Annotated in this window: 18 protein-coding genes; 5 read left to right on the forward strand and 13 right to left on the reverse strand. The window is 69.6% G+C overall.

The features are described from left to right. A partial coding sequence (locus FRW57_RS23020) for a hypothetical protein (protein ID WP_162529284.1) occupies positions 1 to 263 on the forward strand: 263 nt, incomplete at its 5' end. 90 nt (positions 264 to 353) lie between these two features. Here FRW57_RS23020 and FRW57_RS06255 read toward each other — a convergent pair. Further along, positions 354 to 1532 carry an SIS domain-containing protein gene (locus tag FRW57_RS06255; protein WP_137121147.1) on the reverse strand — a complete coding sequence of 393 codons (1179 nt, stop codon included), beginning with the start codon at positions 1530 to 1532 and terminating at the stop codon, positions 354 to 356. Between the two features lie 73 nt (positions 1533 to 1605). Beyond that, entirely contained in the window at positions 1606 to 2367 is a 762-nt protein-coding gene (ddaH, locus tag FRW57_RS06260) for a dimethylargininase (RefSeq protein ID WP_152185573.1), read from the reverse strand. A 349-nt stretch (positions 2368 to 2716) separates the two neighbouring features. On the opposite strand from ddaH, the gene FRW57_RS06265 reads away from it, so the two are divergent. Together FRW57_RS06265 and FRW57_RS06270 are read left to right on the forward strand one after the other, a co-directional pair. Continuing rightward, the gene (locus FRW57_RS06265) at positions 2717 to 3118 is read left to right on the forward strand and encodes a hypothetical protein (protein WP_202911479.1); all 402 of its coding nucleotides are present in this window, start codon (positions 2717 to 2719) and stop codon (positions 3116 to 3118) included. A gap of 81 nt (positions 3119 to 3199) precedes the next feature. Beyond that, positions 3200 to 3898 carry a DUF6766 family protein gene (locus tag FRW57_RS06270; protein ID WP_152185574.1) on the forward strand — a complete coding sequence of 233 codons (699 nt, stop codon included), beginning with the start codon at positions 3200 to 3202 and terminating at the stop codon, positions 3896 to 3898. 21 nt (positions 3899 to 3919) lie between these two features. Here FRW57_RS06270 and FRW57_RS24350 read toward each other — a convergent pair whose 3' ends face one another. From FRW57_RS24350 to FRW57_RS06290, 6 genes are all read right to left on the reverse strand, one after another. Further along, positions 3920 to 4192: a hypothetical protein gene (locus FRW57_RS24350; RefSeq protein WP_238999332.1), complete on the reverse strand. Its 273-nt coding sequence runs from the start codon at positions 4190 to 4192 to the stop codon at positions 3920 to 3922. Positions 4193 to 4198: 6 nt separating this feature from the next. Next, positions 4199 to 4744 carry an MFS transporter gene (locus FRW57_RS24355; RefSeq protein ID WP_238999333.1) on the reverse strand — a complete coding sequence of 182 codons (546 nt, stop codon included), beginning with the start codon at positions 4742 to 4744 and terminating at the stop codon, positions 4199 to 4201. Between the two features lie 110 nt (positions 4745 to 4854). Beyond that, positions 4855 to 5067 (reverse strand): MFS transporter, encoded by a 213-nt coding sequence (locus tag FRW57_RS24360; protein WP_238384614.1) that lies wholly within the window; start codon positions 5065 to 5067, stop codon positions 4855 to 4857. A 153-nt stretch (positions 5068 to 5220) separates the two neighbouring features. Continuing rightward, positions 5221 to 6357 carry an FAD-binding oxidoreductase gene (locus FRW57_RS06280; RefSeq protein WP_152185575.1) on the reverse strand — a complete coding sequence of 379 codons (1137 nt, stop codon included), beginning with the start codon at positions 6355 to 6357 and terminating at the stop codon, positions 5221 to 5223. Then, positions 6354 to 7619 (reverse strand): aromatic ring-hydroxylating oxygenase subunit alpha, encoded by a 1266-nt coding sequence (locus tag FRW57_RS06285; protein ID WP_152185576.1) that lies wholly within the window; start codon positions 7617 to 7619, stop codon positions 6354 to 6356. Before FRW57_RS06285 ends, FRW57_RS06280 begins: the two co-directional genes overlap by 4 nt. Before the next feature lie 73 nt (positions 7620 to 7692). Continuing rightward, a complete protein-coding gene (locus FRW57_RS06290) occupies positions 7693 to 9735 on the reverse strand; it encodes an NADH:flavin oxidoreductase (protein ID WP_152185577.1) in 2043 nt (680 codons plus the stop codon). A gap of 72 nt (positions 9736 to 9807) precedes the next feature. Here FRW57_RS06290 and FRW57_RS06295 point away from each other — a divergent pair, with 72 nt between their 5' ends. Beyond that, positions 9808 to 10728, forward strand: coding sequence for a LysR family transcriptional regulator (locus FRW57_RS06295; RefSeq protein WP_137121141.1), 921 nt, complete (start codon positions 9808 to 9810; stop codon positions 10726 to 10728). Between the two features lie 90 nt (positions 10729 to 10818). Here FRW57_RS06295 and FRW57_RS06300 read toward each other — a convergent pair whose 3' ends face one another. The 5 genes from FRW57_RS06300 to FRW57_RS06320 form a co-directional block, all read right to left on the reverse strand. Further along, a complete protein-coding gene (locus FRW57_RS06300; protein WP_152185578.1) occupies positions 10819 to 11940 on the reverse strand; it encodes an enolase C-terminal domain-like protein in 1122 nt (373 codons plus the stop codon). Positions 11941 to 11947: 7 nt separating this feature from the next. After that, positions 11948 to 13738: a thiamine pyrophosphate-requiring protein gene (locus FRW57_RS06305; protein WP_137121139.1), complete on the reverse strand. Its 1791-nt coding sequence runs from the start codon at positions 13736 to 13738 to the stop codon at positions 11948 to 11950. 93 nt (positions 13739 to 13831) lie between these two features. Continuing rightward, positions 13832 to 14149, reverse strand: coding sequence for a hypothetical protein (locus FRW57_RS06310; RefSeq protein ID WP_202911478.1), 318 nt, complete (start codon positions 14147 to 14149; stop codon positions 13832 to 13834). Then, positions 14146 to 15690 (reverse strand): FAD-binding oxidoreductase, encoded by a 1545-nt coding sequence (locus FRW57_RS06315; protein ID WP_203230228.1) that lies wholly within the window; start codon positions 15688 to 15690, stop codon positions 14146 to 14148. The genes FRW57_RS06310 and FRW57_RS06315 overlap by 4 nt, the downstream gene beginning before the upstream one ends. Further along, entirely contained in the window at positions 15675 to 17159 is a 1485-nt protein-coding gene (locus FRW57_RS06320; RefSeq protein ID WP_203230229.1) for a (Fe-S)-binding protein, read from the reverse strand. The genes FRW57_RS06315 and FRW57_RS06320 overlap by 16 nt, the downstream gene beginning before the upstream one ends. A gap of 179 nt (positions 17160 to 17338) precedes the next feature. On the opposite strand from FRW57_RS06320, the gene FRW57_RS06325 reads away from it, so the two are divergent. Further along, positions 17339 to 18154 carry a FadR/GntR family transcriptional regulator gene (locus FRW57_RS06325; protein WP_137121137.1) on the forward strand — a complete coding sequence of 272 codons (816 nt, stop codon included), beginning with the start codon at positions 17339 to 17341 and terminating at the stop codon, positions 18152 to 18154. Positions 18155 to 18170: the final 16 nt, after the last annotated feature.

Raw genomic sequence — 18170 nt, forward strand, 5'->3', positions numbered from 1 at the left:
CCCGCGGAGCGCAGGGTGAACGGTCGGCCCGGATCGGCCGACCGTTCACCCTGCGCTCCGCGGGGCGCCGCACCCCGGCCGGTGCTTACCGAGCGGTGCCGTTCTGGGTGGCACCCGCGGGCTGCGGCCTCAGCGATCCCTACCGCGCGACCACCCGGGCCCGGTGCACCAAGGGCACGGGCCGCAAGGTCTTCCGGGCGGCGGCCGTCGACCGCTACGGCAGGGTGGGAGTCAAGAGCGTCGTCGTCCGGGTCACCCGCTGAGGATCGGTGGGCGCGAGGCCCTGTTGACAGCGAGCGACCCACGAGGTGCGGAGTGCGCGAGGCGGTGCGGGCGTGGGGTTTCGGCGCTGGTCAGGTCCGTGGCAGCTTGGCGCCGCTCAGGGCGACGGCCTCGCGGTAGAGGCGCTCCTCCCGGCGGATCAGGTCCGGGTTGACCCCCTCTGCGCGCACGAGGCCGACGGTCAGGTGCTGCAGGGCCAACGCCCCGCCGAGCAGGGACGTCCAGGCGTCGGGCAGTCCGGCACCGGCACCACCCGGCAGCACCACCAGACCGGCGCTCGCGGTGGCGGGATCGATGGCGTCAGCAAGGGAAGGGCTGACGATTGCCGCCGTCCGCAGGCCGATGTGCCGTGCTGAGCGCAACAGTTCCGCCACGCGGTCAGCGGACGGTCTCGCTTCGGCTCCGCCGGTCGCGATGGCGACCAGGGCGGAGTCCCGGTCGTGACCGGCGAGGTGGCCGTGCTGCGTGTCCTCCACCCCGAGCGCGTTCGTCGGCAGCCGTGCACCCTCGGCAACCTTGAGCGCCAGCTCGCGTGCGGTGGGCACGTCGACCAGGCTACCGGCGGCGATGAGCCGGCGAGCGCCGTGCAGGCCGCTGGCGACCTCTGCGGCCACCTCCCGGATCGAGTCCAGCTCCTGCAGGTATGACGTGAGCTCGGCTGCGGGGAAGGGCGAACCCCGGTAGGCGGCGGCCACCGAGATGGCGGCGAGGATCGGCGAGACGTAGCCGACGGTGTGGCAGTAGGACGCGTCCTTCAGGGGCGTCTGCAGGATGTCGTCAGCCACGCGGCGGACCGGGCCTTCGGTCGAGGCGGTGACCAGCGCGGTGCTCGCCCCGGCCTCCCGGGCGGCGGCCAGCGCGGCCGCCGTCGACCGGGTCATGCCGCCGTGCGAGATACCGAGGCACAGGCCCCGAGCCCGCGGCGCCAGCTCCTGGTCCGAGGACTCGCGAGCCTCCGCCGGCCCCGCCGCGACAGGCGAACCGGACACGGCGTCGTTGAGGATCAGCGCCGTCGCGCGGGCGCCGTGGCCCGAGGTCCCGACTCCGGTCACGACCAGAGGGTCCCCGGCCTCCACGACCTCCCTGATCCGCGCGGCGAGTCGTGCGGCTGCCTCGCCCGTGGTGTCGGCGAGCTGCGAGGGGAGGGCGCTCTCGGCTGCGATCATCTCCTCCATGACCCAGGGCGGAGCTTGGCGCAGCTCCGGGAAGACCGCCCCGTCATACCAGTCCGGTGTCTCCGGTGATGTCATCTCACGCTCCCGTCATGTGCGCGCCACGAACCTGTCCAGAACAAGCCCGTCGACATCGTCGGGCCACGCCTTGTCACGAGTGGACCAGCACGCTCAGGCACGTGACGCAGCCCTCGCGCTTCTCGAACTCGCTGATCTCGACCGGCCGGGTGCCAAAGCCCAAGTCCTCCAAGGCGTCCCGAGTTCGCGGCGCCGACGCGCTGATCAGGACAGTGCCGTCGACGAGCGGCACGACGTGGCAGCCGGCCTCCTCCGTGACGGGTCGACCCGGCGGCAGGGCGCCCTGCTCCACCAGGTCATCGAGCACCAGCATGGTGCCGTCCGGCAGGGCGGTCACCGCCGACTTCAGGTGCAGCACCTCAGTCAGCCGCACCGGGACGACCGTCCGGCCCAGCGGACGCACCAGCTCTCGGAGCTGGGCGATCCCGGCGCCGTTGGTGCGTCCGCCGCGCCCGACGTAGACCGTCGAACCGACCTGCAGCACGTCGCCACCGTCGAGCGTCGCGGGCTCGCTGATGCGGTGGACGGTCAGACCCAGCTCGCGCAGGACCGCCTCGGTGCCGGCGACCTCGGGGCGGCGTTCGGGCGCACCGGGACGGGTGAGCACCGCGATGTCGCCGAAGACCACCACGGTGTCCTCGACGTAGACCGCGTCCGCCAGCTCCGCCGCGTCCTCGACGTAGCGGAGGTCATAGCCGGCGTCGGTGAGCGCCGCGCAGTAGGCCTTGTGCTGGCGTCGGGCCAGGTCCACGTCGACGGGCACCCGTGCGATGTGCGACGTGAGACCGTCCTGGAGCGCTGAACTGGTTCTGCGGACGATCGCAACGGGGGTCATTGGGCTGACTATGGCCGCGCAGCCGGGACTCGTCAATACCGAGGACCTCGCGGTGCCGGCCAGGGGGTCAAGGGGTTTCGGGAGACGGCTTCGGCGCCGCAACGGCGGCCACGTCCTGACGCATGCCCTCGGCGGCGCGCCGCGTACCCTCCGCCCACGCCTGCTTCACCATCGTGAATCCGGCTGCGCCGAGGCCGGCGGCAGCCCCGCCGTGGCAACGATGGTGACCCGAGAAGGCGCTGCAGCGCAGCCCGACATTCCGGCCACGGCGGGCCTGCGACCACCAGCCGCGGAAATGTCCTAACCTCACGGCATGCACTTGGCACCGCGCGCATCTCGGCGTCGATCCGTGACGGTGCGGACGGTGGCGGCGGCAGTCTTCGCCGTGCTGGTGCTCGCCGGTTGCGGCGGCATCGCCCCTGACCGAGTGGGTGCTGAACAGGCTGCGCGGGACTTCCACACCGCACTGGCCGAAGGGTCCAGCGCTCGGGCCTGTGGCCTGCTGGCGCCGCGAACACTCCAGGAACTGGAGGACTCCACGGGCAAGTCCTGTGGCACGGTGGTCGACAAGCAGGGCATTCCCCGGGCGCAGGAGCCGGAGACCGTGGACGTCTACGGCAACAACGCCCGCGTCGTGCTGCGCGGAGACATCGTCTTCCTCTCGCAGTTCGGCAGCGGGTGGAAGGTGGTGGCCGCGGGCTGCGAGCCGCGTCACGACCGGCCCTACAACTGCATCGTGAAGGGCGGCTGAGATGCGATACATGTTTGCCACCTACGTGCTGACCATCGTGGTCGGCCTGGTCTACTGCACGGTCGTAGGACTGGTCGGCCGATGAGTTCGGCGCGCTCACGCACCCTCCGGGAAACCGTTCGCGACAACGGCCTCGGGCTCGTCTTCGGTGCCCTGCTGCTGCTCGCCCTGCTGGGCCAGGCGTTCACGGGTCAGGCGGAGATCAACTCCCAGGCGGACACGTTGGGCCTCGCCCACGTGTCGTTCTGGGAGTACGTCACCTCCTCCAACTTCACCGTCGACGTCGCCGAGAACTGGCAGTCGGAGTACCTGCAGTTCCTGCTCTACATCCTCCTGACCGTGTGGCTCGTCCAGAGGGGTTCACCCGAGTCGAAGAAGGTGGGTGCCTCGGGACGCGGTAGCGACCGCGAGCAGAAGGTCGGACGGTACGCCGAGGAGGACTCGCCGAAGTGGGCGAAGGCCGGCGGTTGGCGCACCCGGATCTTCTCGCACTCCCTGGTGCTCGTCATGGGTCTGGTGTTCCTGGGGTCGTGGCTCGCGCAGCTGGTGGCGGGGCGGTCGGCATACAACTCCCAACAGCTCAGCAACCTGGAGGATCCGGTGAGTCTGGGCGGTTACCTCATGGCACCGGACTTCTGGAACCGCACGCTGCAGAACTGGCAGTCCGAGCTGCTGGCCGTGGGCAGCATGGCCGTCCTGTCGGTCTACCTGCGCGAGCGTGGATCCCCGGAGTCCAAGCCGGTCGGCGCGCCGCACGACGAGACCGCGGTGGAGGGCTGAGGCCCTCGGCCGTCCGCGGCCTCAGGCATCGCTCTCGTCGGCGGTGGTCAGCGGCATGGCGATGTCCTCGAGCTTCGCCTGCTCGGCCTTGACGCCGTAGAAGATCTCCACGATGCCGCCGACGGCCATGACCGCGGCCGCAATCAGGAAACCGATCGCGACGTTGCCCTCGTTGCCCGAGCCGATCAGCTTGCCGAACAGCAGCGGCCCGGTGATCTCGCCCACGCCGGTGCCGACGGCGTAGAAGAAGGCGATGGCCAGTGCTCGGGTCTCCATCGGAAAGATCTCGCTCACCGTGAGTCAGGCGGCGCTCGCCCCGGACGAGGAGAGGAAGAAGCAGACGACGAGGATGCCCAGGAACAACCACGCGCCGCCGATCCCGTAGGCGAGCACTCCGGCCAGGACGACCGCCACCAGCGCAGGGCCGAGATAGGTCCCGGAGATCATCGGCTCGCGCCCGACGGTGTCGAACAGCCGCCCGAGGGCCATCGGGCCGGCGAAGTTGCCGAGGGCCCAGATGATGATGAACAGGGGCACGGTGCCGGAGGCAACGCCGTACAACGTGCCGAACAGGGTCCCGAGGTCGAAGGTGATCCCGTTGTAGATGAAAGCCTGTCCGACGAACAGCGCGAGGCCGAGGATCGCCCGCTTGGGATACATGGTGAACGCGACCTTGGCGATCTCAGGGAACGGGATCGACTCGCGTTGCCGCACTTTCATGGTGTCCTGCGGCTCTTCGAGCTCCTCCCCGGTCTCCTCCCGTATGTCGTCCTCGATCCCCCCGACGATGCGTTCGGCTTCGTCCGCCCGCCCGTGGATGAACGGCCAGCGGGGGCTCTCCGGCACGTTCTTGCGCACTCTCCACCGATGCCGCTACCGGTGAAGAACCGGCGGAGGTAGAAGTACCAGGGGGCGAAGGCGAAGGCCGTCGCGACCGTCGCGACCGTCGCGATGATCTAGACCCCCAGGGTCAGCATGAACAGCTTCTTGCGTCCGAAGCGGTCGGTCAGCTGGCCGAAGAACAGCGCCCCGAGGCAGGCCCCGAGGACGTAGATGGCCGCAGCCAAGCCGATCTGGCCGGGATTCAGCGCGAGGCCGCTGCCCTTCTCGGTCAGCCGCGAGGCAACGCTGCCCACCATGGTGACCTCGAGACCGTCGAGGATCCACACGCTGCCGAGGCCGATGAGGACTCGCCAGTGGAACTTCGACCAGGGCCCCTCCCGGTTGGACCGGCTGCCTTCAACCGTCGCGACAACGAGGATCTCGGCAAGCGGGCATCGCTGATCGGGATGTACAGGCCACGGTGCCCGGCCGCGATGGTCTCATCGGTCGATGACCAGGTTCTCGAGCGGCTTGGAACAGCAAGGCAGGAACTTGTCCTGCGCGATCTCCCGGGGGCGAATCCCGCCGGCGTGCTGCATGTCGACGCTCCCGCTCAGCAGGGTGCTCTTGCAGGTGCCACATGCTCCTTCCGTGCAGGAGCTGGGCAGGTTCACCCCGGCCCGCAGCGCGGCCGTGAGGACGGTGGTGTCGGCGGCGCACTCGATCTGCCGTCCGCTGGCGCGCAACTCCACCGTGAATACCGGTGCCGCGACGGGAGGCTCAGCGACTGGGGGCACTCCGGCGTCACCGGGGTCGGGACAGAGTGAGAGGCGTCCTGGCGCCTCGAAGCAGAAGTTCTCCTCGTGGCAGTGAGCCGGGTCGCACCCCGCCTCGGTGAGGATGGCCCGAACGGACTCCATGTAGGGAGGGGGCCCGCAGGTGAAGACCTCACGTTCGGCGAGGTCCGGCACCACGCCGCGCACCAGCCCGAGCGACAACCGTCCGTGCGGCCCGGCCCAGCGTTCGACGGACGAGTCCTCCTCGCAGACGGCGGTCACGGTGAAGCTGTCGAAGGCCGCTGACATCGCCTCGAGCTCACGCCGGAAGATGATGTCCCGCGGGGAGCGTGCGCTGTGCACGAACACCACGTCTGCGGGCATGCCCAGGTCGCACAGGGTGCGAGTCATCGACATGAGCGGGGTGATGCCGCTACCGGCCGAGAGGAACAGGTACTTCGTGGCGGGGTGCTCGCTCATGGTGAACCGGCCGAACGGCCCCGCGGCGCGCAGGGTTGCGCCAGCCTGCAGGTGGTCGTGGAGCCAGTTGGACACCGGCCCCCCGGGCACGCGCTTGACCGTGATCGTCAAGGCGCCCGGACGGGTCGGGGGAGAGGACACCGTGTAGCACCGCTGCACCTCCATCCCGTCGATGCCAACGGTGATCGTGAGGTACTGCCCGGGGAGCTGCTCCTGGGGCACGGCCGCGAGTGGCTCCAGCACGAAGGTCCGCACGTCGTGGGTGACCTGGATGGTCCGTCGACACATCAGGGTCAGTTCGCTGTCGTCCCACAGGTGCTGGTCACCTGCGGTGCCAAGGGCGCCGGTGAGCGGTGCGGACGTGGACAACAGCTCGGTCATGACTGCACGAACTGGGTCATTCGCTCGATGTACCAGGCGCAGAACTGCTCCACCTGGTATTCACTGGCCGAATAGGGGCCTGGCTCGTATGCCGGGCTGCTCACCCCTTGCTGGGCGAGCCGGACGAACCCGCGGTCCTGCTCGTTGGTGGCCCGCCACACGTCGGTGAGGGCCGCCACGTCGTAGTCCTCGCCCTCGACTGCGTCCTCGTGGACCAGCCAGGTGGTGCGCACCAGGGTCTGGTCGGCAGCGATCGGCAGGACGCTGAAGGTGACGGCGTGGTCGCTGAGCAGGTGGAGCCAGACGTTGGGCTGCTGGTGCATCGTCATCCGTCCCAGCCGTGGCGTGTCGAAGTCGGCCAGCAGGCGCTGGCACGCCGCTCTGCCGTCACGGGTGAACGACTCGCCTGCCCCGTCCAACGCCTCGCGCTGGATCCGGAACCCGGTCGGGCGACCGGACAGCTCCTCGATCAGCGCGTGTGGCATACCCCGCTCGTCGCAGGCGTTGCGTAGGTCGAGGTCGGCTTGGAGGAAGCGGTCGAACGCCGGCTGGAGGCGCGCTGGCATGTCGTCGGGCTCATAGCCGTAGGTGGGGAAGAACGAGCACAACAGCTCCGGGTGACCGTCGCAGTGGTAGCACTCCCGGTTGTTCTCCATCACCAGCTTCCAGTTGCCGGGCTCGACCAGGTCCACCTGCGCAGCGACCTTGGTGTGCTCCAGCCGGTGCGGGGCGAGGTAGGGCTCGATGCGCGGGATCACCTCGTCGAAGTCGGCGGGCGGGTCGTCGGCGAGGCACAGGTAGATCAGGCCCGCGACATTGCGCAGCTGCACCGGCTTCAGGCCGAAGCACCCCTTGTCGAAGTCGGGCGGTTGCTCTCCGGCCGACAGCAGGACACCGTCCGGGCTGTAGGTCCACTTGTGGTAGCCACAGACGATGTTGCCCACGGACCCGTTGGCCTCGGGCAGGATTCGGGCTCCACGGTGACGGCACACGTTGTGCCACGCCCGGATCTGCTCGTCGTCGTCACGAACGATGATCACCGAGTAGGGGCCGATCTCGACGGTCACGTAGTCGCCTGGCTCGGACACCTCCGGCTCCGTGGCGACGAAGATCCAGTGCCTGGCGAAGATGCCGGCGACGTCGGCGTCGTGGATGGCAGGGTCGGTGTAGAACGGAGCAGGCAGGCAGCGTCCGGGGACTCGGGACGCCACGAGCCCGGCGAGCTCCGGAAAGCGGGTGGAGCGGCCGGCGAGTGCGGTCATCGGGACTCCTTGGGGTGGATGCGTCGGGTTGGACTGGTATGCCGTGTGGTTGGGTCGGCGCTCGGGCCGGTGCTCACGTGGCCGTGCAGAGGCGCAGCGCGTCGTAGATCGCGGCGTGGATGTTGCGGCTGTTGACCGCATCGCCGATCCGGAAGAGCTGGTAGCTGCCCGCGGCGTTGCGGTTGACCGTCTGCGGGGACCCGGCCAGCAGCGCCTCGTGGTCGACCTCCCCGAGGTTGCTCGATCCGGGCAGCAGCTCGAAGTAGAGGTCGTCGTTGGGCAACGTTCCGTGCTCGACGACGACCTGGTCGACGTGCCGCTCGAGCGGATGGTCTGCGTAGTCGCTGACCAGATGCGCGACCGGGCGGCCGTCGGCGCCCCTGGTCACCGCCGTCAGCCGGTAGGCAAGGGTGATCGTGACGTCGTGCTCGGTGAAGGCCGCGAGGTAGGCGGGAGAGTTCATGCTGCCCACGCCAGGGGCCAGCTGACGCTCCGGCGTGACGAGTTCGACGCGGGCACCGCGGGTGGCGAGGAGCTCGGTGGCATCCATCGCCTGCTCCGTGCCGTTGTCGTCGTAGACGAGCACGTCGCCGTGCGTGCGGAAGCTGCCGTCCATCACGTCCCAGGTGTCCATGACCAGCTCCTGGCCCGCGGTGAGGAAGGAACGGTCCGGAGTCCCGCCAGTGGCCACCACGACCAGGTCCGGTTCCTCGGCCAGGACCTCCTTCGTGCCGGCCAGGGTGCCGTAGCGGAAGTCGACGCCGGAGTGCTTGGCCTCGGTGACCCGCCAGTCGACGATGCCGATGAGGTCGGCCCGCCGGGGCGAGGACGCCGCCAGCCGGATCTGCCCTCCGGGTGCGTCCGCCGCTTCGAAGACCACCACCTGGTGACCGCGTTCACCGAGGACCCGGGCGGCCTCCAGGCCGGCCGGCCCTGCACCGACCACGACGGTCTTGCGACGGGGCCGCGGCGAGCGCTCGATGGTGTGCGGCAAGGTCTGCTCGCGTCCGGTGGCGGGGTTGTGGATGCACTTGGCGTCGCCGGAGTCGTAGATCGCATCGAGGCAGTAGTTCGCTCCGACACAGGGGCGGATCCGGTCCTCTTCACCGGCGGCCAGCTTGCGCACGAGGTGCGGATCGGCGAGCTGGGGGCGGGTCATGCCGACCAGGTCCAGCAAACCCTCGCGGACGGCATACCTGGCTGTGGCGACGTCCTGGATGCGCGCGGCGTGCATGACCGGGATGTCCAGGGCCCGCTTCAGCTCACCGGTGAACTCCAGGAAGGGGGCTGCGGGCGTGCCCATCGACGGGATCACGGCGGCCAGGTGGGCGTCGCTGTCGATGTTGCCCTTGATGACGCTGAGGAAGTCGATGCCGTCGTGGACGTAGTGGCGCAGCAGCTCGAGCGCCTCCTCCCGACCGAGGCCGCCGGCGAGGTCCTCCTCCATCGACATCCGGATGCCGATGATGAAGTCTGGTCCCACCGCCGCACGGATCTCCTGGATCACCCGGCGCGGGAACGCCATACGCCGCTCCAGGGTGCCGCCCAGCTCGTCGCTGCGATGGTTGGTGGCGGGGGAGTGGAAGGCGTCGAACAGGTGCCCGTAGGCCATCAGCTCGATCCCGTCGAGCCCGCCGTCGCGGCAGCGGAGGGCGGCGTCGCGGAAGTCGGCGACGATGCGGTCCAGGTCCCAGGGTTCGGCGACCTTGGGGAAGGCGCGGTGAGCCGGCTCGCGCAGCCGTGACGGGTAGACCAGCGGCAGCCAGTCACCGGTGAAGTTGCTTGTCCTGCGGCCCAGGTGCGTGACCTGGCACATCACTGCGGCGCCCGCCTCGTGGACGTCGTCGGAGAGGCGGCGCAGCCACGGGACGATGTCGTCGCGGTAGAGCAGCAGGTTGCCGAACGAGGGCGGGCTGTCGGGTGAGACGACGGCCGAGCCCCCGATCATGGTCAATCCGACCCCGCCCCGGGCCTTCTCGAGGTGGTACAGCCGGTAGCGGTCCTTGGGCATTCCGTCCTCGCCGTAGGCCGGCTCGTGCGAGGTGCTCACGACGCGGTTGCGCAGCGTGAGGTGCTTCAGCCGGAAGTCCTGCAACAAGGGGTCGAGGGTGCGCACCCGGTCAGTGTGACCCAATCGACTCCTGAAGATAAGCGCAGAGAAGTGCACGAGATCGTGCAAGACTGTTGCATGATCGACCCACGGTTGCACGTGCTGCGGGTGCTGGCCGAACGGGGCACCGTGACCGCCGCAGCGGAGGCGCTCAACTACACCCCGTCCGCTGTGTCCCACCAACTCCGTTCGCTGGCCCGCGACCTGGCCGTGACGCTCCTCGTGCACGAGGGCAGGGGAGTGCGGTTGACGCCGGCGGCGCAGATCCTGGTGGCGCACGCGGATGAGCTCTACACGCGCTGGGAGGAGATGCGCGCCGACGTCCAGCGGGGATCCGACCAGGAACTCGGGACGCTGCGCCTGTCGGGGTTCTCGACGGGAGCTGCGGCGTTGCTGCCCTACGCCGCGAAGACCGTGTGCGCCCAGCGACCGCGACTGACGGTGCAGATCATCGAGGCCGACCCCGAGGAATGCTTCGACCTGCTGCTCACCGGTGACGCGGACATCGCGGTGGTGGTCGCCACCGACTCCCTGCCACCGAGCATCGACCCACGGTTCGACCAGCGGCCGCTGCTGGACGACCCGCTGGACCTGCTGGTGCCCGCCGACCACCGCCTGGCCGGATGGAGCTCGGTGCCCCTCGAGGAGGCGGCCGACGAGCTGTGGATCGGGGACCGGCCGGGGCGACCGCACCATCAGCTCGTCCTCACGGCGTGCGCCTCGGCAGGGTTCACGCCGGCGATCGTGCACCACGTCGCCGAGTGGGACACCGGCGCCGCGCTCGTCGGGGCTGGGTTCGGCGTGGCACTCGTGCCCCGGCTCGCGCGCCTGCCCTCCGGTTATCCGGTCGCCCGGGTGCCGCTGCGTGGAGACCCGAGCCCCGCGCGGCACATCCTCACGGCGGTCCGACGGGGCAGCCGCGGACAACCGGTCATCGCCGAGGCCCTGCGGGCACTCGAGGAGGTGGCCAACCGCAACCGCCTGCCTCGGCTGGGCTGACGACGACGGCGTGAGGATCGAGCGGAGCAAGGCCCGGAGCGCCGAGGAGTCGGCCCGACTGGGCTGGGCTGACGGCGTGGTGCCGGGGGATCAGATGTCCACGGCGAACTGCTCGGCGTCGCCCTCGCGCAGGGTCAGGCCGTGACCCGGTGCGGAGCCGTCGAGGTGAAGTGCGCCGTCGCGGGCGACCGGCGCACCGTCGAACAGCATCGACTCGATCCGGACGTGGTCGTGGAACCACTCGAGATGGCGCAGGTTGGGCACGGCGGCGGCGACGTGCGCGTGCAGCGCTGGTGCGCAGTGGCCGGAGACCTGCAAGCCGTATGACGCGGCGACGGCTGCCGCGCGCAGCCACTCCGTGATGCCGCCGCAACGGGACACGTCGACCTGCAGGCAGTCGACGGCTCCGGCGGCACACATCCGACGGAAGTAGTAGAGGTCGCAGCCGTATTCGCCCGCTGTCACGTCGGCGTCGACCAGACCGCGGACCTCGCGCAGGCCCTCGAGGTCGTCCGAGGACACGGGCTCCTCGAACCACCTGACGTCGAGGTCCGCGGCGTCACGCAGGAGCCGGACCGCCTGCTTGACCTGGTAGCCGCCGTTGGCGTCCACCATGAGGCCCACGTCGTCGCCCACCAGACGACGCACCTGACGCATCCGCTCCAGGTCTCGATCGACCCGCGTGCCCCACGACTCGCCGATCTTGATCTTGACCTCGCGCGCTCCGACCTCCAGCCAGGACTCGACCTGGGCGGCGAGCTGGGCCTCGTCGTAAGTGGTGAAGCCGCCGCTGCCGTAGATCGGCACCTCCTCACGCACGGCGCCGAGGAGATGGTGGAGCGGTAGCCCGAGCAGGCGCGCCTTGAGGTCCCAGAGCGCGATGTCGACCGCCGCGATGGCATAGCTGGCAAGACCCGGCCGAGCGTCGTTGCGCACCGCCCTCAGCATCGCTGCGCTGGTGCCGCGGACGTCCTGGGGGTCGGTGCCGATGACCTTGTCGCACAGCTGTTCGCGCACCACGAGGGCGCACGCACCTGGCCCGTAGGTCCAGCCCGTGCCCACCTCGTCGCCGCACCGGACCCGCACCAGCACCAAGGTGGTGGAGTCCCACGCCAGCGTCCCGTCGGCCTCCGGTGAGCTCGTGGGCACGGTGAACACGCGGGCGTCGACGGCCTCGACGCGCGGCTCGGTGCCTGCCTTGCTTTTCGGCACGTCGGGACTACCGATCGCCCGGCAGGAACTCTTGGGCCTTGGTCTTGATGCCCTCCTTGATGACGCCCCACCGATCCTCGTCACCCTTCAGGAGCGACTCGGCCGTGGCCTTGGCCTGGGCGAAGGTCGCGTGCGGCGGGATGGGCGGCACGTCAGGGTCGACGTGGACGTCGAGGACCGTCGGCCGGTCTGCAGCCAGGGCCCGGTCCCACGCGCCGGCGAGGTCACCCGGATCCGTGACCGTGATGGCCTGGAGACCCAGGGTGGCGGCGAACGCGGCGTAGTCGACGTCCGGCAACGACTGTGACTCGGTGAACTTCGGGTCGCCCCCCATCGCGCGCAGCTCCCACGTCACCTGATTGAGGTCGTTGTTGTGCAGCACGGCGACGATCAGCCGGGGGTCCGCCCAGTCCTGCCAGTAGCGTTTGATCGTGATGAGCTCGGCCATGCCGTTCATCTGCATCGCGCCGTCCCCCGCAAAGGCGATCACAGGTCGCTCCGGGTTGCCGAACTTGGCGCCGATCGCATACGGCACACCAGGGCCCATGGTCGCCAGGTTGCCGGAGAGCGAACCGCGCATGCGCCCCCGGAACTTGAGGTGCCGGGCATACCAGTTGGCGCTGCTGCCGGAGTCAGCCGTGACGATCACGTCGTCGGGGAGCTTGGGTGACAGCTCGGAGAAGAGCCGCATCGGGTTGATCGGCTCGGCCTCGACGGCCGCGCGCTTGTCCATGGTCTCCCACCAGCTCGACACCCCGCTGACGACCTCATCGCTCCAGGAGCGGTCCTCCTTGCGCTGGAGCAGCGGGATGAGTGCCTGCAGCGTCGTTTTCGCATCCCCCACGACGTTGATGTCGTAGGGGTAGCGGATGCCGATCATCTTCGGGTCGATGTCGATCTGCACCGCCTTGGCCTGCTCGTACTTCGGCATGAACTGCGTGTAGGGGAAGCTGGAACCCACCGTCAACAGCGTGTCGCAGCCCATCATCAGGTCATAGCTCGGTTTGGTGCCCAGCAGGCCGATCGACCCGGTCACGTAGGGCAGCTCGTCCGAGAGCACGTCCTTGCCGAGCAGCGCCTTGGCCACGCCCGCCCCGAGCAGCTCAGCCACCTGCTCGAGCTCGGCCCGGGCCCCGCTGGCGCCCGCGCCGGCGAGGATGGCCACCTTCGACCCGGCGTTGAGGATGTCGGCCGCCTGCCTGATCACCGCGTCGTCGACGGCCGGGGTCGGCCACTTCGTGCCCACGCTGCCCGGAGACATCTTGAACTCGTGCGTCGGCGCGGAGTAGGGCAGCTCCTGCACGTCGGACGGGATGATCAGTGCCGTCACGGTCCGCTCCGCCGTGGCGATGCGGATGGCCCGGTCGAGCACCACGGGCAGCTGCTCCGGCACCGTCACCATCTGCAGGTAGTCCGACGCGACGTCCTTGAACAGGCTCATCAGGTCGATCTCCTGCTGGTAGGACGCCCCCATCGCCGTGCGGGCCGTCTGGCCGACGATGGCGACGACCGGCACGTGGTCGAGCTTCGCGTCGTACAGGCCGTTGAGCAGGTGCACCGCTCCTGGGCCTGAGGTGGCCATGCAGACGCCGGGGCGCCCGGTGAACTTCGCGTAGCCGACGGCCTCGAAGGCAGCCATCTCCTCGTGCCTGGCCTGGATGAACTCCGGTTTGTTGTCCGCCCGCCCCAGTGCCCCCACGATCCCGTTGATGCCGTCGCCGGGGAAGGCGAACAGCTTCTCCACCCCCCACTGACGCAGCCGGTCGAGCAGAAAGTCGGCAACCATCGGATCGCTCACGGTTCCTCCTGAAAATCGGGTACCTTCGCCTCTACCCGACTCCCGTCAGAACATGTGCCGTGCCTGTTGCGAGGACGCGGTATGCCGTCCGGCTCACTCGGTCGTGCGGTGCAACCCCTCGACCTCGTCGAGCAGCGCCGAACCGGTCACGACCGTGTCGGCGAAGTGCCGGTGCATCCAGTCGAGGTGGTCGTGGCGGGCGTTCATGATGCGCAGGGTGTCCCAGTTGGGGAAGGTCTGTTGCAGGACGTGGCGCTCCATGAGCCGGGGATCGACCTCGTAGACGTGCTCGAACGTGGTCTGGGCCACTTCGCTGACCCGTGCCGCAGGCGGAGGCGTCATCTGCTCGGCGAAGCGGTAGGCGGCGGCAGCTCGCGGGCCGTGGGGGGCCTTGGTGGACTCGTCGGTCACTGGAGCGCTCCCTCGGGGTGGGGACTCGCGGCATAGGCGCGGTCGAGCAGGTACTTGCCCGGGTTCATGATGTTGTGCGGGTCGAGCGTGCGCTTGACGTCGAGCATGACCTGGAAGCCGCGGCCCAGCTCCTCGGGCACGAGATCGACCTCGCCCTCCCGACAGGAGCCGTGACAGGTGCTGATCGAGCCGCCGTGGGCGAGCGCGACGGCCGCGATGTCCCGCTTGGCCCTGACCCACAGGTCCCAGGCCGTGTCGTCGAGTCGCTGCTCCCAGATCCCGACGTCGATCTCGGTGAGGTAGTCCACACCGGTGTTGCCGGAGGTGTAGGCGAACATGCCCCAGTCGTCGAACACGTCGGTCTTGCGGCGCAGGTCGGCGATGATGTCGTGCCAGGCCTTGGACACCGAGGGGAGGTTGGTGTAGTTCACGGCAGCGTCCTCGCAGTGCCAGCTCATCGGGATGACCTGGCCGTCCTTGGTGCGGCCGTGCAGAGGAGTCGCATACCTGTCGTGGCGGGCGGCCCAGTCTCCTTCGGAGATCTCGTCGCCGAGGTAGCTGGCACCGTGTTCGCGGGCGATGCGGAAGAGCCGCTTGCCGCCTGCCCGGACCTCGTCCTCGTAGCCGTACATCACCGAGCAGACCAGGGCGCGCACGTCGCCCGGCTGGGGGATGTAGGCCTCGTCGTCGCGGCGCAGGTAGGCGACCTTGTACTCGTCGAAGAGCACGGCACCGGCGAAGGTGGCGACGCCGGCCCGGGCCAGTGCGCCGGTGCACGCGTAGGCGTCGTCATAGTTGTCGAACGACCAGAACGGTGAGAGCTCGGCCTCCGGCTTGGGGAAGAGCTTCAGCGTGGCGGTGGTCGCGATGCCCAGCGTGCCCTGGTGCCCCATGAACAGGTGTTTGAGCTGGAAACCGCTGGAGGACTTGCTGATCTTGCCGCCGCCTCCGTCGCCCACGTGCATGACCTCGCCGGTCGGTAGCACGTGGTCGAAGCTGAGCACCAGGTCTCGCGTGTGGCCGTAGCGGGAGCCGATCAGTGACCAGCCGCTGGTGCCGATGCGCCCGCCCACCAGCGAGCAGGGGTACGACGCGGGGTCGTCGGGATAGAACAGGCCGTGTCTCGCGAGCTTCTCGTTGAGCTTCAGCATGTTGATGCCCACGCCCACCGTGACGGTGCGGTTCTCGAGGTCGAGCTCGTAGATCTGGTCCATGGCCTTCAGGTCCACGACGATGCCGCCCCGCAGGGGAGCAGCGCCGTCTGTCAGACCGGTGCCACCGTCGCGCGGGACCACAGGCACCCGCAGGTCGTTGGCGATCCGGACCACTCCCGCCACCTGCTCGGTCGTCGTCGGCAACACGGCCAGGTCGGGCAGCCGCTCGGCCCAGCGATGCACCGGGAAGGGGGCCGGCACCCGGGTGCGGTTGTAGCGGTCGGTCTTGGAGGTGAGGATCTGGTCGTCGCGCAGGACGGTCCGCAGCGCCTGGACCAGGGAGTCGAGCTGCGTCTCGGTGAGCGCCATGTTCAGTGGCCCCCGCATCCGCAGCCGTTGCCGGATCCACAGCCCCCGGAGCCGCAGCCCCCGGAGCCGCATCCGGCGCCGCGGGCCCGGCGGGCTCGTCCCGGCACCCCGGACCTTTCCTGGGCGAGCCGCCTGTCGCCCAGGTCGCCGCGCGATCCGCCCACCTCGATGCCCAACGACTCGGCGAGAAGCTCGTGCAGGTCCACCACGTCGATGTCCTGTGCGTCTCCGGCCTCGGTGAGCGGACGCTCGGACCACGGGCAGGCACTGACCAGGGTGTCGATGTCGAGCTGGGCCGCGTTGTCGAGCCGCTTGGCGCTGATCGCCGCGGTCAGCTCGGGCTTCTCGATGGGTAGTCCGCCACCACCGCCGGAGCAGTAGGACCACTGGGTGACCCGGTCGACGTCCTCGAAGGTGAGTCCCGGGATGGCGCGCAGGATCTCGCGGGGCTCCTCCCAGATCCCCTTGCGCTTGTTGAGCCGGCACGGGTCGTGGTAGGTGATCGCCCTGTCGATCGGGACCGTGGGCGAGAGCTTGCCGCTTCGGATCAGCTCAGCGAAGACCTCGATGACGAGCACGACCTCGATGTCGAACTCCTCACCGAAGTACTTGGGGTAGTCCTCGGTGAACGAGATGTAGTCGTGTGGGTCGAGCACCAGCACCCGCTTGGTGCCGGACGCCCGCCAGTTGTCGAGGTTGTGCCGGGCGAACCGTTTCGCCTGGTCGACGTAGCCCATCTCGGCCGCCGGCCCGCCGCAGCACCACTGTTCCTGCATGAGGCCGAACTCGTAGCCGGCCAGCGTGAGGATCTGCGCGACGGCGCGGGGGACCGAGGTGCGGTAGAACGCCGCCTCGCAGTCGACGAACAGGACGGTCTCGCCGCCGATCGGCAGGTCGAGCCCGTCGGCCCAGTCGCGGACCGTCTCCTGGCTGACGGGCGTGTCACCGAGGACAGGCTCGTGCGTGCGGTCGTTGGTGCGCTCGTTCCAGGTCTTCCATCCGGCCTGGTGCACGTCGCTGTCGACAGCCAGCGCGCGCACCGCCTTGACGACGTCGACGGTGCGGGTGCGGAAGCGGTAGAAGTCGCCGGTGAACAGCGTGTTGGGGCATCGCAGCTCGCACGCCCCGCACTGGGTGCAGTTGACGTAGTCCGACGCGATGTCCCCGATCTCGAGCTCCCCACGCTCGAGCGCGACGACGTTGGCGTGGAAGGCTGTCGGGGTCCAGGAGTCGTTGCGGGCCACCTGCGTCACCGGGCACACCTCACGACAGAACTTGTGCCCGGAGGAGAAGCAGTTGTATGACGCGTTGCGCCACTCCTCGACGAACTCCCGTGTCTTCGGGTCGGCCAGTGGCGTCGGCGTGCTCGCGGCCGCGGTCTCGACGTAGGTGTCCAGTCCGGCCAGGTCGGCGGGCTGGGCGCCCGGGGTGAACGGCCGTGACAGGGCGTCGCCCTCGATGGTCGGATCGGGTGGAACCTGGGTCACGATGGGCCTCCTGGACCTTGCCGTCTTCCGGGTTCCGATGACTGTAGCCAGTGATACCTCTGATTTCTAGGGTTTAGCCCTGCCGACTTGAGCAGCGGCAGTGGTTGAATGGCAATCCAGCGCGTCGCGGATGGAGACTGCGGCGGAGCAGTGGTCGCCGGTCGGAGGGAGGGGAGAGCATGAGGTTGCTCTCGGGAGACGCGCGACGGGCGGTGTTCGCGCCCCTCGACGAGGGTGTCGTTCGCAGCGAGGCGGTCGTGCGCCGGCTGGGGAGCGCCATCGCCCTCGGACTGATCGTGGACGGCGAGCAGCTGCCGGCCGAGGCGAACCTCGCCACCTCCCTCAACGTCTCGACGATGACGCTGCGCGACGCGCTGGCCGACCTGCGCGCCCGGGGCCTGGTGGAGACCCGCCGCGGTCGGGCGGGCGGCAGCTTCGTGCGGACTCGTGACGAAGCACTGGCCGGGCTGTCCCAGGTGCGGCTGGAAGAACTGGGCACCAGCGAGTTGCGTGAGCTGGGCGACGTGCACGTGGCCGTGGCCGGAACCGCAGCGCGGCTGGCCGCCCGACGCGCGTCACCCCTGGAGGTCACTCGGCTGCGCGAGATCGTCGACCGCCTGGCCGGCGCCACGGACCTGACCGACAAACGGCGACTCGACGCGCGTTACTTCGTCGAGCTCGCAGCCTGCACGCAGTCCGTGCGGCTGACCATGGCGGAAATCGACCTGCAGACCGAGATGGGCCAGATCCCTTGGCCGGCAGGGGGTTCCGGCAAGCGGCTGCGTCGGGTTGTCGAGGGTCATGCCCTGGTGGTGCAGGCGGTGGAGGAACGGGACGAAGACCTGGCGCGGTCGCGGATGGAGGAACACCTGACCACACGGACCGCGTGGCTGGTGGACCTGCACCTCAAGGCGGCGACCGCGGGAGACCGTCGCGACGAAACCGGGCTGGCCCCGCGGCGCAGGACTCGCGGGGCGCGGGTGGCCGCACGATGAGCGCGGCCGCGCCTCG

The organism is Segeticoccus rhizosphaerae (genome assembly GCF_009192725.1).
In the GTDB taxonomy this organism is placed as follows: Bacteria; Actinomycetota; Actinomycetes; order Actinomycetales; family Dermatophilaceae; genus Segeticoccus; species Segeticoccus rhizosphaerae.

Coding starts and splice junctions, on each gene's coding strand:
- FRW57_RS06255 (WP_137121147.1), bottom strand. CDS start 1,532: ATGACATCACCGGAGACACCGGACTGGTATGACGGGGCGGTCTTCCCG.
- ddaH (WP_152185573.1), bottom strand. CDS start 2,367: ATGACCCCCGTTGCGATCGTCCGCAGAACCAGTTCAGCGCTCCAGGAC.
- FRW57_RS06270 (WP_152185574.1), top strand. CDS start 3,200: ATGAGTTCGGCGCGCTCACGCACCCTCCGGGAAACCGTTCGCGACAAC.
- FRW57_RS06280 (WP_152185575.1), bottom strand. CDS start 6,357: ATGACCGAGCTGTTGTCCACGTCCGCACCGCTCACCGGCGCCCTTGGC.
- FRW57_RS06285 (WP_152185576.1), bottom strand. CDS start 7,619: ATGACCGCACTCGCCGGCCGCTCCACCCGCTTTCCGGAGCTCGCCGGG.
- FRW57_RS06295 (WP_137121141.1), top strand. CDS start 9,808: ATGATCGACCCACGGTTGCACGTGCTGCGGGTGCTGGCCGAACGGGGC.
- FRW57_RS06315 (WP_203230228.1), bottom strand. CDS start 15,690: ATGCGGGGGCCACTGAACATGGCGCTCACCGAGACGCAGCTCGACTCC.
- FRW57_RS06325 (WP_137121137.1), top strand. CDS start 17,339: ATGAGGTTGCTCTCGGGAGACGCGCGACGGGCGGTGTTCGCGCCCCTC.